Annotated in this window: 13 protein-coding genes; 8 read left to right on the forward strand and 5 right to left on the reverse strand. The window is 46.7% G+C overall.

Annotated elements, in window-relative coordinates; all coding sequences use genetic code 11:
• Nucleotides 1-40: 40 nt before the first annotated feature.
• Nucleotides 41-2431 (forward strand): Tex family protein, encoded by a 2391-nt coding sequence (locus AC0J2X_RS11700; RefSeq protein ID WP_278711930.1) that lies wholly within the window; start codon nucleotides 41-43, stop codon nucleotides 2429-2431.
• Between the two features lie 435 nt (nucleotides 2432-2866).
• Nucleotides 2867-4645 (forward strand): C1 family peptidase, encoded by a 1779-nt coding sequence (locus AC0J2X_RS11705; protein WP_278711929.1) that lies wholly within the window; start codon nucleotides 2867-2869, stop codon nucleotides 4643-4645.
• Nucleotides 4646-4766: 121 nt separating this feature from the next.
• Here AC0J2X_RS11705 and AC0J2X_RS11710 read toward each other — a convergent pair whose 3' ends face one another.
• The 3 genes from AC0J2X_RS11710 to bioH form a co-directional block, all read right to left on the reverse strand.
• Nucleotides 4767-5693: a putative metalloprotease CJM1_0395 family protein gene (locus tag AC0J2X_RS11710; protein WP_156087273.1), complete on the reverse strand. Its 927-nt coding sequence runs from the start codon at nucleotides 5691-5693 to the stop codon at nucleotides 4767-4769.
• Between the two features lie 14 nt (nucleotides 5694-5707).
• Complete coding sequence (locus AC0J2X_RS11715; protein ID WP_278711928.1) at nucleotides 5708-6025, reverse strand: hypothetical protein; 318 nt, start codon at nucleotides 6023-6025, stop codon at nucleotides 5708-5710.
• 177 nt (nucleotides 6026-6202) lie between these two features.
• Nucleotides 6203-7012, reverse strand: a complete 810-nt coding sequence (bioH, locus tag AC0J2X_RS11720) for a pimeloyl-ACP methyl ester esterase BioH (protein ID WP_278711927.1) — start codon at nucleotides 7010-7012, stop codon at nucleotides 6203-6205.
• A 98-nt stretch (nucleotides 7013-7110) separates the two neighbouring features.
• Here bioH and AC0J2X_RS11725 point away from each other — a divergent pair, with 98 nt between their 5' ends.
• On the forward strand, nucleotides 7111-7824 hold the full coding sequence (locus tag AC0J2X_RS11725) for a ComF family protein (RefSeq protein WP_014980725.1): 714 nt from the start codon (nucleotides 7111-7113) through the stop codon (nucleotides 7822-7824).
• Nucleotides 7825-7880: 56 nt separating this feature from the next.
• Here AC0J2X_RS11725 and AC0J2X_RS11730 read toward each other — a convergent pair whose 3' ends face one another.
• Nucleotides 7881-10538 (reverse strand): M14 family zinc carboxypeptidase, encoded by a 2658-nt coding sequence (locus AC0J2X_RS11730; protein WP_069945213.1) that lies wholly within the window; start codon nucleotides 10536-10538, stop codon nucleotides 7881-7883.
• Nucleotides 10539-10698: 160 nt separating this feature from the next.
• Here AC0J2X_RS11730 and nfuA point away from each other — a divergent pair, with 160 nt between their 5' ends.
• The 4 genes from nfuA (at nucleotide 10699) to AC0J2X_RS11750 (ending at nucleotide 13953) form a co-directional block, all read left to right on the forward strand.
• Nucleotides 10699-11277: a Fe-S biogenesis protein NfuA gene (gene nfuA / locus AC0J2X_RS11735; protein WP_014951369.1), complete on the forward strand. Its 579-nt coding sequence runs from the start codon at nucleotides 10699-10701 to the stop codon at nucleotides 11275-11277.
• A gap of 473 nt (nucleotides 11278-11750) precedes the next feature.
• A complete protein-coding gene (locus tag AC0J2X_RS11740; protein WP_061486839.1) occupies nucleotides 11751-12455 on the forward strand; it encodes an aspartate/glutamate racemase family protein in 705 nt (234 codons plus the stop codon).
• Between the two features lie 87 nt (nucleotides 12456-12542).
• On the forward strand, nucleotides 12543-12926 hold the full coding sequence (locus AC0J2X_RS11745; protein WP_069945214.1) for a VOC family protein: 384 nt from the start codon (nucleotides 12543-12545) through the stop codon (nucleotides 12924-12926).
• Nucleotides 12927-13218: 292 nt separating this feature from the next.
• Nucleotides 13219-13953 carry a class I SAM-dependent methyltransferase gene (locus AC0J2X_RS11750; RefSeq protein WP_069945215.1) on the forward strand — a complete coding sequence of 245 codons (735 nt, stop codon included), beginning with the start codon at nucleotides 13219-13221 and terminating at the stop codon, nucleotides 13951-13953.
• Nucleotides 13954-14018: 65 nt separating this feature from the next.
• On the opposite strand, the gene AC0J2X_RS11755 is transcribed toward AC0J2X_RS11750, so the two are convergent.
• The gene (locus AC0J2X_RS11755; protein ID WP_061096212.1) at nucleotides 14019-15365 is read right to left on the reverse strand and encodes an MATE family efflux transporter; all 1347 of its coding nucleotides are present in this window, start codon (nucleotides 15363-15365) and stop codon (nucleotides 14019-14021) included.
• A gap of 121 nt (nucleotides 15366-15486) precedes the next feature.
• On the opposite strand from AC0J2X_RS11755, the gene AC0J2X_RS11760 reads away from it, so the two are divergent.
• A complete protein-coding gene (locus tag AC0J2X_RS11760) occupies nucleotides 15487-16713 on the forward strand; it encodes a polysaccharide deacetylase family protein (protein WP_278711926.1) in 1227 nt (408 codons plus the stop codon).
• Nucleotides 16714-16723: the final 10 nt, after the last annotated feature.

Genomic DNA, 16723 nt, shown 5'->3' on the forward strand with positions numbered 1-16723 from the left:
CCATTGCCTGACGCGAATTTTTAGTATCTTAGAGCGACTTATGATTATCAATAAAATTGCAGATGAACTTAGCGTTCAACCTTCGCAAGTAACTGCCGCTGTTAAACTTCTTGATGAAGGGTCTACCGTACCTTTTATCGCGCGCTACCGAAAAGAAGTGACACAAGGCCTTGATGACACACAGCTGCGTACCTTGGAGCAGCGCTTAACCTACCTGCGAGAGCTTGAAGAGCGCCGCGATGTAATCCTTAAATCTATCGAGGAACAGGGCAAACTAACCGACGAGCTTAAAAGCAGTATCACCAGTGCTGACAGCAAAACTACCTTGGAAGATTTGTACTTACCGTACAAGCCTCGCCGACGCACTAAAGGCCAAATAGCGATTGAAGCAGGCCTTGAACCTCTCGCTGATACCTTATTCTCTACCCCAGATACCGATGCTGAAAGTGCAGCAAGCGAATACGTTAACGCAAATAGTGGCATTGCTGATACTAAAGCAGCATTAGAAGGCGCCCGCTATATCTTAATGGAGCGCTTCGCCGAAGACGCTACACTGCTGGCAAAAGTGCGCAAGTACTTAACTGAAAACGCTTATGTAAAAAGCACGGTTGTATCAGGTAAAGAGCAAGAAGCCGCCAAATATAAAGACTATTTCGAACACAGTGAAAAGTACAAGAACGTACCATCTCACCGCGCGCTGGCGATGTTTAGAGGCCGCAACGAAGGCATGCTACACATTCAGCTAGATGCCGACCCGCAGTCAGAAGACAACGGCCCATCGCATTGCGAACATATTATTGCCAGCCATTACGATATTATGCACCGCGGCCGTGGTGCAGATGACTTCTTAGCTCAAGTTGTACAGTGGACGTGGAAAATCAAAATTGGTTTACACATGGAAACTGAGCTATTCAGCGCCCTTCGTGAGCGCGCTGAAGAGGAAGCCATTGAGGTATTCGCTAAAAACTTAAACGACCTGTTGATGGCTGCACCTGCAGGTGCAAAAACCACTATGGGTTTAGATCCAGGTTTGAGAACCGGCGTTAAGGTAGCGGTCGTAGACAGCACAGGAAAAGTGGTCGCAACCAACACCATATTCCCACATGCACCACAAAACCAGTGGGATAAATCTATTCGCACGCTCACCACGTTGTGCAAGCAATACAAAGTAGATTTAATCAGCATTGGCAACGGTACTGGCTCGCGCGAGACAGACAAACTCGTTGGCGAAATGCTCAAGAACAACAGCGAGCTTACCGCACAAAAAATTATGGTCAGTGAAGCAGGTGCATCGGTGTATTCAGCCTCTGAGCTTGCTTCAAAAGAATTGCCTGACCTTGACGTGTCAATCCGCGGCGCAGTGTCTATCGCTCGACGCTTGCAAGACCCGCTGGCAGAGCTGGTTAAAATTGAGCCTAAAGCTATTGGTGTAGGCCAATATCAGCATGACGTAAGCCAAAGCCAGTTAGGCAAGTCGCTAGACCGTGTTATTGAAGACTGTGTAAACGCCGTTGGCGTTGACTTAAACACTGCATCGCCCGCGCTTTTGAGCTATGTATCGGGCTTAAATAAAACCCTAGCGCATAACATTGTTAATTTCAGAGACACTAATGGCGCTTTCCCAGACCGAAAAGCGCTATTGAAAGTCGAACGTTTAGGGCCTAAAGCCTTTGAGCAAGCGGCAGGCTTCCTTCGCATTGTAAACGGCACAAACCCACTTGATGCCTCTGCGGTTCACCCCGAAGCGTACCCAGTGGTAGATAAAATTGTAGATACGACTGCTGTTGCTGTTAATGACATCATCGGCAATACCGAGCTTCTAAAAAGCCTGTCGCCAGACACCTTTACCAGCGACGCATTCGGTTTGCCAACGGTTAAAGACATTCTGAAAGAGCTGGATAAACCAGGCCGCGATCCTCGTCCAGAGTTTAAAACTGCCGCGTTTAAAGAAGGCGTTGAAACCATTAACGATCTTAAACCAGGCATGATTTTAGAGGGTGTGGTTAGCAACGTGGCCAATTTTGGCGCGTTCGTTGATGTAGGCGTACATCAGGATGGACTGGTGCATATTTCAGCACTGACTAACAAGTTTATCTCAGACCCACGCGAGGTAGTTAAAGCAGGCGATATCGTCAAAGTAAAAGTGCTTGAAGTTGACGTACCTCGCAAGCGTATCTCCTTCACCATGCGCTTAGACGATACACCGAGTCAAAACAATAATGCAGGCGGCCATAGCGCTTCAGGTAAGGGAACCTCAGGTAAAGGAGCTAATAGCCAAGGTGCAGGCAGAGCACAAAACAAAGGGCCTGGGCGTACAAACCCTAAAGCTAACCCTCGTTCAAATCAGGGTGGTGGCAATCGCAACAGCCAGCCTCAAAACAGCGCCATGGGCAACGCCTTTGCTGATGCATTTGCTAAAGCAAAAAAGTAAACAGTAGCGACTCAACATAATTTACTGTTGCTTATAGAGGGCCTGTCACTGACAGGCCCTTTTTGTATCACGCTTCCATTTAGCCTGCCGTTTTTGCTACATTAGATTGTGGTACATTAGTTCGGCGCATAGAAATTTCATGTGCCCAAAAACTCTTTAGCCAAAAGCACCAAAATAGAGAATACCGAAATAATGAAGAGGTGGGGGTCACACCGAAACCGAAGTTCGTATATTGGTAGCGTTTAGCAAGGCCGTTGACATGCTTTTAGAGCCTTAACGTTTAACGAAGGTAATGTTGCTCATTTGACCACAGCCTTTTTCTAGGCAGCACTTTCGGACAACCATAATGAGCTAAGGGCCACTAACCTTTGGTGTACGAGCGTAATCATCCAACTGTACAGCAAAGATTATCTGCCCTCATCAAAGGATGATTTTATGAACTCGCCTGTCTCAAAAAACATGCTGAATGTCAGCGCCGATTACCCCGACCTTCGGGATCGTTATTACCAGCCAAATCTTACTCCACTTAAGCCTTTTATCGACCCGCCAGGCAATTTGGTTATTTTAGACCAAGGTAAAGATGGAGCGTGCACCGGCTTTGCATTGGCCGCTACCATTAATTTCATTTACCGTCAGCAAGGCCGAAAACATACTGTTAGCCCGTGGATGCTTTATGCCATGGCTAAACGTCATGATGAGTGGTTAGGTGAAGCGTATGAAGGCTCTAGCTGCCGCGGTGCAATTAAGGGGTGGTACAACAGTGGCGTATGTAACGAGTCACTAACTGAAGATATTAAGCACAGCAACGAATTTGAAATGACCCTAGCTATTGCTAACAATGCAAGCAATCACAGGCTAGGTGCGTACTACCGTATTGAACGAGAAATTAGCGATTTTCATGCGGCGCTTAACGAAGTGGGCGTAATCTTTGTTTCTGCCAGAATTCATGAAGGCTGGAAAGATAGCGAAGGTGATGTAATAAGCTTAAGGCCTGAACCCATGGGTGGCCATGCGTTTGCCATTGTTGGCTATAACGATGAAGGGTTCTGGATCCAAAACTCCTGGGGGACGGATTGGAAGAAGTCAGGGCTGGCACTTTGGCGTTACGATGACTGGGCGTTAAACATTATGGATGCATGGGTTGTTCAACTCGCACTTCCTATTTCAGGTACAGGGACTTACCACCAAGCTACGCGCTCTATTGCACAGGGTTTGTTTTCTCGCTCCACACCACGGGTGAGCATTCAAGATCACTTCGTTCATTTCGACGACGGGCACTTTGATACCAGAAGTAAATATTGGAGCAATAAAAACCACGTCGATGCCATTATTGAAAAACTTTCCGAAAGTAACCATCGCCATGTAATGCTATATGCACACGGCGGCTTAAATAGCATAAAAGCTTCGGCTAAACGCATTGCAGCAATGAAAGACACCTTTCTTAAAAACGATATTTACCCCATTCACTTCATGTACGACACGGGTATGCTAGAAGAACTCAAGGATATTCTGGGCTTTAAGAATAAAGAGATTAGCAACAAAGTTGGAGCCTTCACTGACTACACCGACCGCATACTAGAATGGGCAACACGTAAAGTAGGCGGCGCACTGTGGCGAGAAATGAAATCAGACGCTTGCACGCCTTTTACCCGTACCACATCAGATGGTACGTATTTCCTAACGCAATTGGCCGCCTACTTGAAAGACAATTCAGATATTAAGCTGCATGTTGTAGGGCATTCTGCTGGCTCTATTTTTCATGCTCACAGCCTATCTAGGCTGTGTAAAGTTGATGAAAACATAACGATTAAGAGTCTGCATTTACTGGCTCCAGCCATTAGCTACCCCTTGTTCAACGAAAAGCTCTCTGCGCTTATAGAAGGGAAACACATTGAATCGACCACGGTTTACAACTTATCTGAAGCGTTGGAAAAAGATGACCACGTGGCGCGTATTTACCAGAAGTCGTTGCTCTATTTAGTATCAAATGCGTTTGAATCCAAACCAGAGATGCCCTTGTTAGGTATGGCTGTGTTTAATCAGCCGCTGCCTAACGTGACGTTTAAGTACAGTGAGGGGAAAGAAGGTGATGCCACCGCCGCCACGTCCCACGGCGGCTTCGATAGCGACGTAGATACCATGAACTCGGTGCTTTCAGACATCACTGGCGGCTCACCTAAATATCCGTTTACAAAGGCAATACTGGATTATTAAGTCCTGCTGGTTTGAAGGCAATGCAAGGGAAGTGAAAGTGCTTTTTTCGCGATTTAGCCCTTAGCTATGACGGGCTAAATCGTTCGTGCAATGTTAAGCAGCTAGCGTTAATTACACGTTATCATGCTTGAAGCGATAAACCTTCTCTAGAGGGGGTGTAAGCTTGCAAATAAGCATTTTGAATTCGGCCAATCCGTGTTTGCATCGCATTAGACTCATTTGCCTGAAAGCCTTGTGTGTCTGCTGATGAAGATTGATTATCTAACACCATATTCGCAGTGGAATCGGTTGTGGTGCCTATATTTGTATCGGGCTGCACAGCTGCCCCAGTGTCTGCGACAATGCCATTGCTTTGTGCTGAGGTAGAACCTGCTGAAGCCGTTTCTGTTTGGCCTTTGGCAATCTCGCTACGGGCCTCTGTGGCTTTTTGAGAAGCCTCTGCAGCCACTTTTAAATCTTGTGATGAAGGTTCAGCTGGTGCGAGGGCGGCTGCGCGCACTTGCTCCATTTTTTTCAGCGTTTCTTCAGGCGTTTTTTCTTCTGAAACATCAATCGACACTTCGCCATCGGTCACATAGCGTTTATTGTCAGGGCCTGTAGTGTATTCATATTGCGGAGCACCGGCGTACTGACCGCCTGTTGAAGCATGCGCTTGCTCGTGAACCCTCACTTCCTGATCGCGGGCTTTTAACTGCTCAATTTCAGCAGCGTCTTGTTTCTCTTGCTGTTCTTGTTGCCTGTCTTGCGCGCCCTGCTTGCCTGCACTCTCATCTTGCGCATTATCTTTCTGTTGCCCAAATACGTTTTGAAAGGCAGCTTGAAGTTCTGTTTGTACCTGAGGGCGCTCGTAAGTAACCGGCGCTGGCGGCTGGCCGGGGCTCTTCGCTTTATCGGCTTCTGACCCTAAGCCTTTTTGAGAAGCCCCTTGCTGGGAATCTGACGCTTGGGGAATAGTTTCTCGCTGCACGTTATCTCTACGTGCAGACTCTGTATTTATGTTCGCCGTGGGATAAGCAATGGCGTTAAGGATTGGTGTAACGATATTCACCGTAACTGTTCCACCTACGCAAGCACGTCTATGATGGTACCAAGCATCTCATCGGCAACACCTAATACTTTGGCAGAGGCTTGGGCATTACGTTCGTTTACATTGAGCGCGATTAAGTCGTCAGTGAGACGCGTGGAGGTAGACGTTGAATTCAATGACGTGTTTGTCGTGTCGGTATTGGTCGCAATAGGTTGAGCGGGTGCTACCGCATCCTCAGCAGTTCGCTGAGCAATATTTGATGCTGCCTGCGAAATTCCGTCGCTGGCATTTTGTAAACCATATTGAGCCGCTGCAAATGCAGAGCCTGCACCTAAACCATCGATACTTGTCATACACTACCCCTAACCTCTCATGTGCAATTATTAACCAATTCCACACAAATGGAAAGACATGTATCACACCCTGTCATTAACTTATTGTAAGCAGGCGATTTTTATTAAGCTGTCAAAGATAAGAAAGGCTTCAAACTATCGGCAAGCGGCGGTTTGAAGCTTCATGTCATCGCTTTATTAAGACGCCTTTTGCTGGTAAACGCCAGCGGCAAAGCGAAATAAAATGTCAGCAGTTTGCTGAGGATGTGAAATAAACGGCGCATGCGACGCATGAGGCAGAACAACGGTATCAGCCTGCGGATGTAGCTCACATATACGATCTATTCCGCTGGTCGGCACTAGACTATCTAACCTGCCATACAATCGTAACGTGGGTGTAGTTATTCGCCCCACGTCTTGACGCATGTCTTCAGTAGACAATATGCGTAAACCTTTCTTAAGCGCTTCCTCGGCGGGATCTGGGAATTGGGTTACCTGTTCTCTGATCGCCTTAATATCCTGCTTTGCCGTTTCGCTGCCCATCGCTTGAATTGCCAAAAAACGTTCCAGTGTTTTCTGATAGTTCTTTTCAAGCTGAGTCTCGAACATTGAAAGTAAATCGGCAGCAATACCCGGCCAACAAGGCCCTGCTATAAATCGAGGTGTTGAAGCAATCGTTACCAGTCCGGTAAGTTTTTCTGGTGCTAACAGCGCTAACTTTTGCGCAACTAGTCCACCTAATGACCACCCAACCAACACACACTGGTCTGGCAGTTGGTTCACAACGGATTGAGCCAATGTTTCCACGTTATACGGTGACGGGACGAACTCTGCATTTTCCCCAAACCCAGGAAGATCTATGGTGGTGACGCGAAAATTATCGCTTAAATAAGGAATAAAGGATGTGAACGCTCCGCTGTTCATACCCCAACCATGAAGAAATACCACATCTACGCCTGTACCCTGAGTACGGGTGACAAGCTCGCCGTTTGTATGCAAACTTTCCATTTACACCTCCTTAGGCAGTCACGTGTTTTTGAGGCAACACGAAATAATGAAAACAGGTCGACGTTCGACAATTCAAGGAAGTTGATGGAATCAACACTATGAACCTTTCATGCTTGCTATGTTATCAGGCAAGTCCTACGCCAGTATGTCACTGGTGTGAAGATGACATATTTTTTTTCGATGCCACGTTGCACGGAAGTAATTTACTTCAATATGGCCCTGTGGCAGGCCACGTCAAGCATAGCCACTATGACGCGTTACGCGTTTTGGGACTTCATACGTGGCCAATGTCATCGCTGGTTCACCAGTTAAAGTTTACGCATTCCCTTACGGCAGGAAAAGTATTAAGTAACTGGTTTGTCCATAAAATGCGACAGTGCACTTTATCAGTGCCCAATGTGCTGCTTCCGGTGCCAATTAGTGCATGGCGACTTGCTACACGGCACTACAATCAGGCTACGCTTCTGTGTGAAAGCATAAGTAGTGAGCTGAATATTCCGGTTAACCAGTCGTGGGCCAAACGACGGGGCTTTAGCGTGCAGCATCACTTATCCAAAATGGCGAGAGCCGAAAACGCAAGCCGTGTATTTAGCCTATCGACGCAGTGTATCGATGATGAGATAGCAATAGCGCAAGGTATTAAAGATGGCAGCAACTTCAGCGTTGCAATCGTCGATGACGTACTCACCACCGGCGTGACCGTGAATACATTGAGTAAAAGGCTCAAAAAACGCTACCCAAATTTACACATTCAGGTGTGGGTCGCGGCATTTACGCCACCGCCTAAAAGCAGTCTGTATCAGAAAGCCTAGTGATCAGAAGCGGTGATAATGAAAAGCGCGGCATTCGCCGCGCCTTTCAAACTGATTTAGCGAATAAAGTGCGATTGGTAGATTGCATTGGCCAGCATCTTGTTCGTGCCATACCAGTACCCTCTAAACTGCGTATTGTCGGTAAAGCCAATGACAACGCCGCGACCCATTTTTTGAGTCGTCACAGCAGTTGATTCAGCCATTAGCGCAACCATTCTTTTGTCACTAAACCCAGCCATGAGAGGCTCATCAGTGTAGCGCGCAGGCGTTATAAAGGGTGAACTACTGGCCTCCACTATCATATTATTGGTTTTAAACATGGGTAGCGTGTCGTCATCATAGCCGTAGAACAATGGATGAGTATTGTCGATATTGGCTTCAAACACAGCGCCAGCCACCAACTTTCTGGCGTATAACGAAGCGCCATCTTTATAGCTGAGTTCGCTTTCATCGAACGCGTTATCAATACTCTCTCGACTAACAATTTCTACGTCTAACCATTTATGTTGAGCGAAATAACGCAACGCGGATTTCTGCCCCACGATTACGCCACCGGCTTTCACCCACTGCTCAATTTGAGTTCTTTCACTTTCACTAAAGCGATATCCACCGCTAGGGAATAGAAGGTGCGTATAAGTAACGCTAGGATCATTAAGCGCGCTTGTCAGATGTTGTTGCTCAACGATACTGGCAGCTAGCCCCACTTTTGTGTCGAAATAGTGCCATATTTCACCTGCTTCGTATTCGCTGGTACCTTCACCGCCCACTATTAACACTTGTGGCAAGGTAACAGGTGCCATGCTCCGGCTACCCAAATCGTGCCCCGTGGGTGTTAACCCACTGCGCAAACTAAATACAGGCACCTGAAGTTGCTGTTGCGCATCGCGCAAAATGGCCGCCAAGTTTTCTGGCTGACCCAGACCTTTCGGTACAACTATGCTGCCAGGCTGAAGCTCAATGCTGTTGCCATCGTATTTAATAGCGGAAAACGCTTCTTCACTACTACGCACCTTAACGCCAGCTTCCAATAACGTTTGCAGCATGGCTGGCGCATAGTACTGCTGCCATGAAAACGCATACGCGTATGCGTCTGGGTGAATATCGTTAAGTGTTGGTTGTGCAAGTGCGGTGTTGTCGCTAAGTTTTAGGCTTCGCGCATCGCCCCTATCTAGAGGCGCGTAATCCAAATTGAAAGCCAAAGCCAAATTCCACGTTGATACATCGTAAAACGTGTTGTTCTCAAACGAGGTTTGGGTAGAGAAAATTGACTTTACTAAACGGTATTGAGGCTGGTTTGAAGGAATATAAATCGCGCGACCTGCACCATAGCGAACTTTGCTTACCTCAACATCTTTCGTTAACACCTCGTAATTAATATGATGCTGTTCAAGCAATGCAACAAATGCGTTAAAGCGAGCTGTGTCATTCGATGCACTAACAACAAAACCTACCTGCTCATCCTTTTCAGCCAGTGACTGTGTGCTCTTAACAAAACCCGATTGATAATCGAGAATAGCAGCCTTATTTGCCAATGCGCCTCTAAAAGTGCTTAAAGACGTAGTAATTTGATTTGCTATGGTGTCTTTGAAGGCAAGCTTGCCATTAATAGAGTCCTGAATGTGGCCCCGTGAGCTTGCTTGCTCAAAAAGAATACCCACACTGCCGTGTAAATCTGGGTAGGTCGAGCCTTTGCCTGCGTAGAAATCGTCAAACGCTTCTTGGGTAAAATAGAGCTCCCCTTGCTCATCAAACGCGGCAGCATGATACTGGGCAAGCGCTTCAGTTAGCGTTACGTTCTCATCAGGCGTCAGTGGATTTTTACGCGAGCGCACACCAGGCTGGAAAAAATAGGTGCTGTCTGTCCCCATCTCATGAAAATCGGTGAGGATATGTGGGCGCCATTTATGAAACTGTTTAATTCGCGCCTGCGACTCTGGGTGCGCCAGCAATAGCCAGTCGCGGTTTAAATCAAACCAGTAATGATTTGTTCTACCTGACGGCCACCCCTCATCGTGTTCACGATGTCGACTGTCAGAAACCAGCTGCTTGCCCTTGTGCATATTTGCCCACTGAGCAAATCGAGAAAGCCCGTCGGGGTTGAAAGACGGATCAAACAGCACAATATTGTTATTCAACAAGGCATCAATTTCTTTACCTTCAGCCGCGGCGAAATAATAAGCCAACGCAAGTGAAGCATTGGTTCCGGAAGGCTCGTTACCGTGAATACTGTAGCCCATGTAGAAAATAAGGGGAGCATCGCTACCTACTTTCTTGCCGCTTTCCATTGCATCAATGTGTTGCTGCCTCATCGCCTCAATATTGTTTCTATTTGAGGGCGCTGTGATTGTCAGTAACAGAAGTGGGCGGTTTTCGTGAGTACGGCCGGTTTCTTCAATGGTGATACGGTCAGACTTCTCGGCAAGTAGTTTCATATAATTGACGACTTGGTCGTGACGCACATGCCACTCGCCAATGTTGGCGCCTAGTATCGATTCAGGCGTGGGAATAGCTGGGTTGTAGGATACCGTGTCAGGTAAGTATGCTGTCACCGGCTGCCCGCCTACATCAGGTGCAATAGTAACAGTTGAAGCAGAGGCGGGTTGTGCTAATGATTTCTGACTGGCTGTTGCCCCAAAGGCGATGGTACCAAGGGCTAATAATGAAACGAGTGAGAATGGATTCTTTTTGGCGGTGTAATGCAATTTCGCGAACATAGCGCTTCCCGTCTTGTTGTTATGGTTGAGAATAGTGTCGATGTGCACGCCTCTCAACAAATTCGATTCACTGGAATAATTTATTTAATTAATACCTGACTGTTTTACTCAGGTAAATTTGATACAATAATCCAAATTTCAAAATATGTAGGACTTGCTGATGATAACTATATCAGAAGAAGCCCAGGCTCACTTCGTAAAACTGTTGAGTAAACAAGAGTCTGGCACGAATATTCGTGTATTCGTCGTAAATCCAGGCACTTCGTCGGCTGAGTGTGGCGTGTCCTATTGCCCACCAGACGCGGTTGAAGAAACAGATACCCGTTTGCCATTTAATGGTTTCGATGCGGTCGTAGATGAAGAAAGCGCGCCTTATTTAGAGGAAGCGGAAATTGACTACGTTACCGATCAAATGGGCTCACAGTTAACCTTAAAAGCACCTAATGCAAAAGCGCGTAAAGTGTCTGACGACGCACCATTAATTGAGCGAATTAACTATATGATTGAGTCGGAAATCAATCCTCAGTTAGCGAGCCATGGTGGCAATGTTGTATTGACAGAACTGACTGACGATGGCTATGCCATACTTCAGTTCGGCGGCGGCTGCAATGGTTGCTCAATGGTAGACGTAACGCTTAAAGAAGGTATTGAGAAGCAAATGGTTGAGCAATTCGCTGGCGAGCTTAAGGGCGTGCGCGATGCGACTGAGCACCAAGCGGGTGAGCACTCTTACTACTAAGCGTAATATTGCACTTGCTTAAGTGTATATCTCGATAACTATCTCATGCTAAAGCAAGACATTCACAAAAGCTGGCAACGATTCAAAATAGGTCTATCTATTTTCGTTGTCGGCGTCTTGCTGTTGTTTACCTTAAGTGAACTTCATATCACGCTGCATTACCTGAGCCTTCTTATATTATTTGTCGGTTTCGCTATCGCCATGTTGGGTTACTGGGGAATTTTTATTCAGCGTTTTTCGTTTATAAAAAACAAAAAGCCACCGCCTAAATTCTGATTACTTCCTGCTCTACGCCATACCTTCTTGCCCTATTCTTAATGTAAGCCAGTCTGATTGCACTCAGTTTTACCCATACGCCATACTCTACATTGCGAAGCTGACTCCCGTTCATTTATGTTCGCCTAGCGCTCGTCTCGGGTTATAGGTAGATTAGCGGTTGCGCAAAGTGCCTAACAATATGAAAAGGAGCTGTGGTGAATACAACAAAGAAGCTGGGCCTGCTTGGCGGAATGAGTTGGGAATCAACGGTCAGTTACTATCAAGCCATAAACCGTGGTGTAAACGCTCGACTTGGCGGCCTTCACAGCGCACCGCTGATAATAAGCAGCGTTGACTTTGCCCACATAGAGCAGCTTCAGCATAAAGGAGAATGGGATAAAACCGCCGATATACTGATCCGCGAGGCGAAGCACTTAGAAACTGCGGGTGCAAAAGCCATATTAATTTGTACCAATACCATGCACAAAGTAGCAACAGACATAGAGCAGAAGATCACCATTCCACTTATTCACATTGCCGACGCTACGGGGTGCGTGTTGCAACAAGATAGGGTTAAGAAAGTTGGGCTACTGGGCACCCGCTTCACCATGGAACAAACCTTTTATACATCACGCCTTAAAGAGATTTTTGGCATTGATGTTGTTACTCCAAATGCCCAACAACGAGACACGGTTCATAACATTATTTATGAACAATTATGCAAGGGCGTGATTTGTGTTGAATCCCGTAACGCGTATATTGACATTATAAATGAACTGGCGGCCGAGGGTGCTGAAGGCATCATTTTAGGCTGCACAGAAATTGCCTTATTAGTTCAACAACATCACACCAAAGTTAAGTTATACGATACTACCGCTATCCATGCTTCAGCTGCGGTAGATTTTGCATTAGCTCCCTAAAGCGTTAGCAAAGGGTAAGTAGCGAAACACATATAACCTAACTTTGATAAGAGGGAATTGGCCCTACTATTTTCAGAGGACACAGCTATGTTTAGCCACGTAATGATTGGTGCGAACGACCTTGAAGCATCAAAAAAATTCTACGATGCTATTTTAGGAGTATTAGGATACGAACCGGGCGTTTTTGATGAATACGGACGGGTTTTTTACTATACGCAGAAAGGTATTTTAGCGCTAACAAAGCCGATTAACGGAGAGGCTGCCACACACGGTAATGGCACCACACTCGGCCTTGCCGCTCGAACACCAGACATCGTTGATGAATGGCATAAAGTAGGAAGCGAGAATGGGGGCGTGCCATGCGAGGACCCACCGGGTATTCGAGGCAATGGGGAACGCCAACTTTACCTTGCTTATCTGCGAGACCCAGCGGGCAACAAGCTCTGTGCCACGCACATCGTAAGAAAATAGCTGAAGTGCTGCCTGCTTAAATGATCACGCTCTTTTTGCAGGCTATTCGCTTTTAGCTGTCTATCTGGCCCAAAGCCCTTTGAATAATAGCGCTTTGAGCAATAGCGTTTTCCGTAATGCCTAGTTAAGTCTACATATAAGCCCTAACCAAACAAAACTGCATAGGTGTTACTGTCTGGCCGCTCAATATCCTAAACGGATTTCGCCTTTTCTCTTCTTTGCACTTTGCACTATACATTGCTGCTAGATGAATTAACCTTGAACCAGTAAAAGCGCAGCTAACAGAGGGAATATGACACCTGAAGAAACTGGCAAGGCCTACGACACCATTACACACCTTTGGACTCGTCCTGAATTTAATCAGACAAATGGGTTAACCGCCTACCAAAAAGCATTGTCATTTTTAGCGGACACCCCATCACAAGAGCCTGATACGGTGCCCAGCGAAGCGCTTGATAAGGGAGAAGCGCATGATAAGAGTGAAGCGCTTGATAAGGGAGAAGCGAGCAATAAAGACAAACCAAAGAAACGAGGTTACGCACTAGACATAGGTTGCGGATGCACCAATCGTTTTGTGCCGATTATCGAAAGTGCAGGGCTAACTTACGAAGGCATTGATGTTTCCAAAGATATGCTGGCCATTGCGACGTCCCAATTACCCGCTCATACCTTCTATTGCGCCGACGTGTGTACATTCACTATCCCCAAGCACTATTCGTTTATTAGTGCTTGGGATAGCTTTTGGCATATTCCCCTAACTCAGCAAGAGCCTTTGCTTAAGAAGCTAGTGGATCACTTAGACGATAACGGAGTGTTGCTTTTTAGCTGTGGGGGTACAGATGAAAGCGGCCAACACACAAACGAAGTGATGGGCCCAGAAGTCTACTACGCCTCGCTGGGGCTACATAGATACATAGAAATATTGATAGAAGCAGGCGGGTTTGTTCGTCACGTTGAATTCGATCAGCACCCTGAACTACACACTATTATCATTGTGCAAAAAAGAACTGCGCAAAAAACACAGTAGCAAAAAAAATAATACTGAATGATGCCCTAGAAAAACTGAGAGAGTCAGCGAAGCGTTATAAAACACTAGCTTTGCGGTGTCGCTAGCTCACCGCGTTTATCTAAACGATAAAAGCTCCAGGCCAATGTCACACCGCGAGCGAGTAAAAAGGCAAGGAGAGCATACCAAAGGCTGACGTTACCCTGATCTTGCGTGAGATACCAAACGGGGAAATACACCCCTAACGCACTTATTATCATGGTATTTCTCATTGCGCTGGCTCGGGTAAGACCAACAAATACGCCATCGTACAAAAAACACCAATGCGCTAATAGAGGAAGTAATACCATTAAACCAAGATAAGGTAGCGCAGCTTTTACAATGTCACTATGTTCGGTAAGCAGCGCGATAATGGCCTCACCGCCAGCGAAAAATATCAAGCTATAAATAAGGGCAAAAATACTCGACCAGACTAACCCTTGGTAGGTGCGTCGTTTCACTTCGCTGCTGTCTGACGCCCCCTTGGCTTCACCGACCAGCGCTTCCACACCATAGGCTATGCCATCAAGTCCCAATGCAATAAGAACAAAGAACTGCATGAGTATGGCATTGACGGCCGCCGACGTTTCGCCGTAACGGGCACCTTGAATGGTGAGAAACGCTAAGCAGCCCTGTAATGCTAAGTTGCGCAATAGCATGTCACCATTAAGTTTCATCAGTACCTTCCGAGCTGCACGGTTAAACCACGATGCACTCACCGCCACACCGCCGACGCGCTTAAACGCCACCGCTAGCGCCATTATAGCCATGGTATACTCAGCGATAACACTGGCCAGCGCCACGCCAGCTACAGACAAACCAAGCCCGAACACAAACACTACATCGAGTCCCGCATTCAATAAATTTCCCACAATTTGAATAGCCATGACGCTGCGCGTTTTTTGCTGCCCTACTAACCATCCAACTAATGCCAGATTAAGCATGGCAGCTGGTGCGCCCCATACCCGCGTCGAAAAGTAGTCTTGAAGATGCAGGGCAACTTCACTGTTTGGCTGAGTTAAAGCTAAGCCTATAGACAAGATAGGAGATTGAAGAGCGAGTACCACAGCCCCCAACACTAGAGCAACCGCCACCGTTTGCCACAGCACTTTTGCTGACTCTAATGTATTGTTCGGTGAGCCTTTAGCTTGTGCACTCAAGCCTGTTGATGACATGCGAAGAAACCCGCACACCCAGTATATTTGCGTTAAGATAAGTGCGCCCACCGAAGCCCCTGCAAGCATGGCTGGTAAAGACATGTGTCCCAAAACCGCGGTATCCACCAAACCTAATAGAGGCGTAGTAATATTCGCTAAAATCATGGGAAGCGCTAACGCCAACAGACGGGAATGGTCGTCAAAAAAGGAGCGCTGAGTTAGTTGAGCAGGGGACATAAATGATCTCAGTAGGGGTTAATTTCGCTATATACTATCAACCTATGCAGCGGCATAAGTGAAATGCGTACCAGCTTGACCATGTATAAGATTGGCCAAGTCGCATTATTTGGAGTTTACCATGCTATTGAATTTGATTAGGCACTCAGTGGATGATGATATGAAAACCAACAATGTAATTCAAAATAGAACGACGAGTCGTACGCGTTTGAAGATCTTATCTTCAATGCTTGCGGGAATTTTCAATGTTTTGTTGGTCTCACCTAGCATTGCTTCAGGCTCAGATACAACCCCTGTTGCTGATGCGACTTCCACTACAAAGGAACAAAGTGGTAGTAACATCGACTCTAGTGTGAGCACCACGCCTAACGCCGCCATTTTGCTTTATCACCATGTGTCGTCTTCAACACCAGCCAGTACCAGTATTTCGCCTGAAGCCTTTAAATCGCACATGGAATACTTGGACGCACACCACACTGTTGTTTCGCTTCAGGACGTTGTTTCTGCGATACAACACAACACTACACTGCCAGAAAATGCGGTTGCGATTACGTTTGACGATGGCTACGCAAACATTTTAGACAATGCTCACCCAATACTGGCTGACCTAGGTTTTCCCTATACCGTGTTTATCAACCCTGATGAAATTGGCGTAGGTCCTAAGCAGCTAACATGGGAGCAAGTTATTGCTATGCATAACGATGGCGTTGTTTTTGCCAACCACACGCTAGACCACCTTCATATGCTAAACGGTGAGCAAGCAATGGGCGAGCGCGCATGGCTGGAGAAAGTTTGGCAGAACGTAGAAAGTGCTGAAAAGAAGATTGAAGATAAACTGGATATTAGCCTTAAATATTTAGCGTACCCGTTTGGTGAATACAACACGGCGCTCGCTAATAAGCTCAAAGCTGAAGGTTACATTGGATTCGGGCAGCATTCCGGGGCTGTGGGCCCATCTAGCGACATGCAGGCACTACCGCGCTTCCCCGCGGCCGGTCCTTACGCCAATTTGGCAACGCTAAAGACCAAGCTTAATAGTCTTGCCATGCCAGTGACGCAAAGTTCACATAAAGACCCTCGTATGACAGCGCGAAACCTGTCATCGCCCATTAGTTTAACGATAGACAGTGACGATGTTCGCCTTACACAAGTAAATTGTTTTTTCGGCGGCGACCCTATAGAGACTAGCCTAGAAGAAAATGTGCTTACGTTTACCCTTGATGAAACGCTTCCAGTAGGACGTTCACGTGTGAATTGTACAGCACCGTCTAATGCGCAATCAGGGCGTTATTATTGGTACTCTACGCCCTTCTTTGTGGCAGATGAGAACGGCAATTACCCAGACTAGGGCATGTCGA

Source organism: Alteromonas sp. R7 (genome assembly GCF_055755235.1).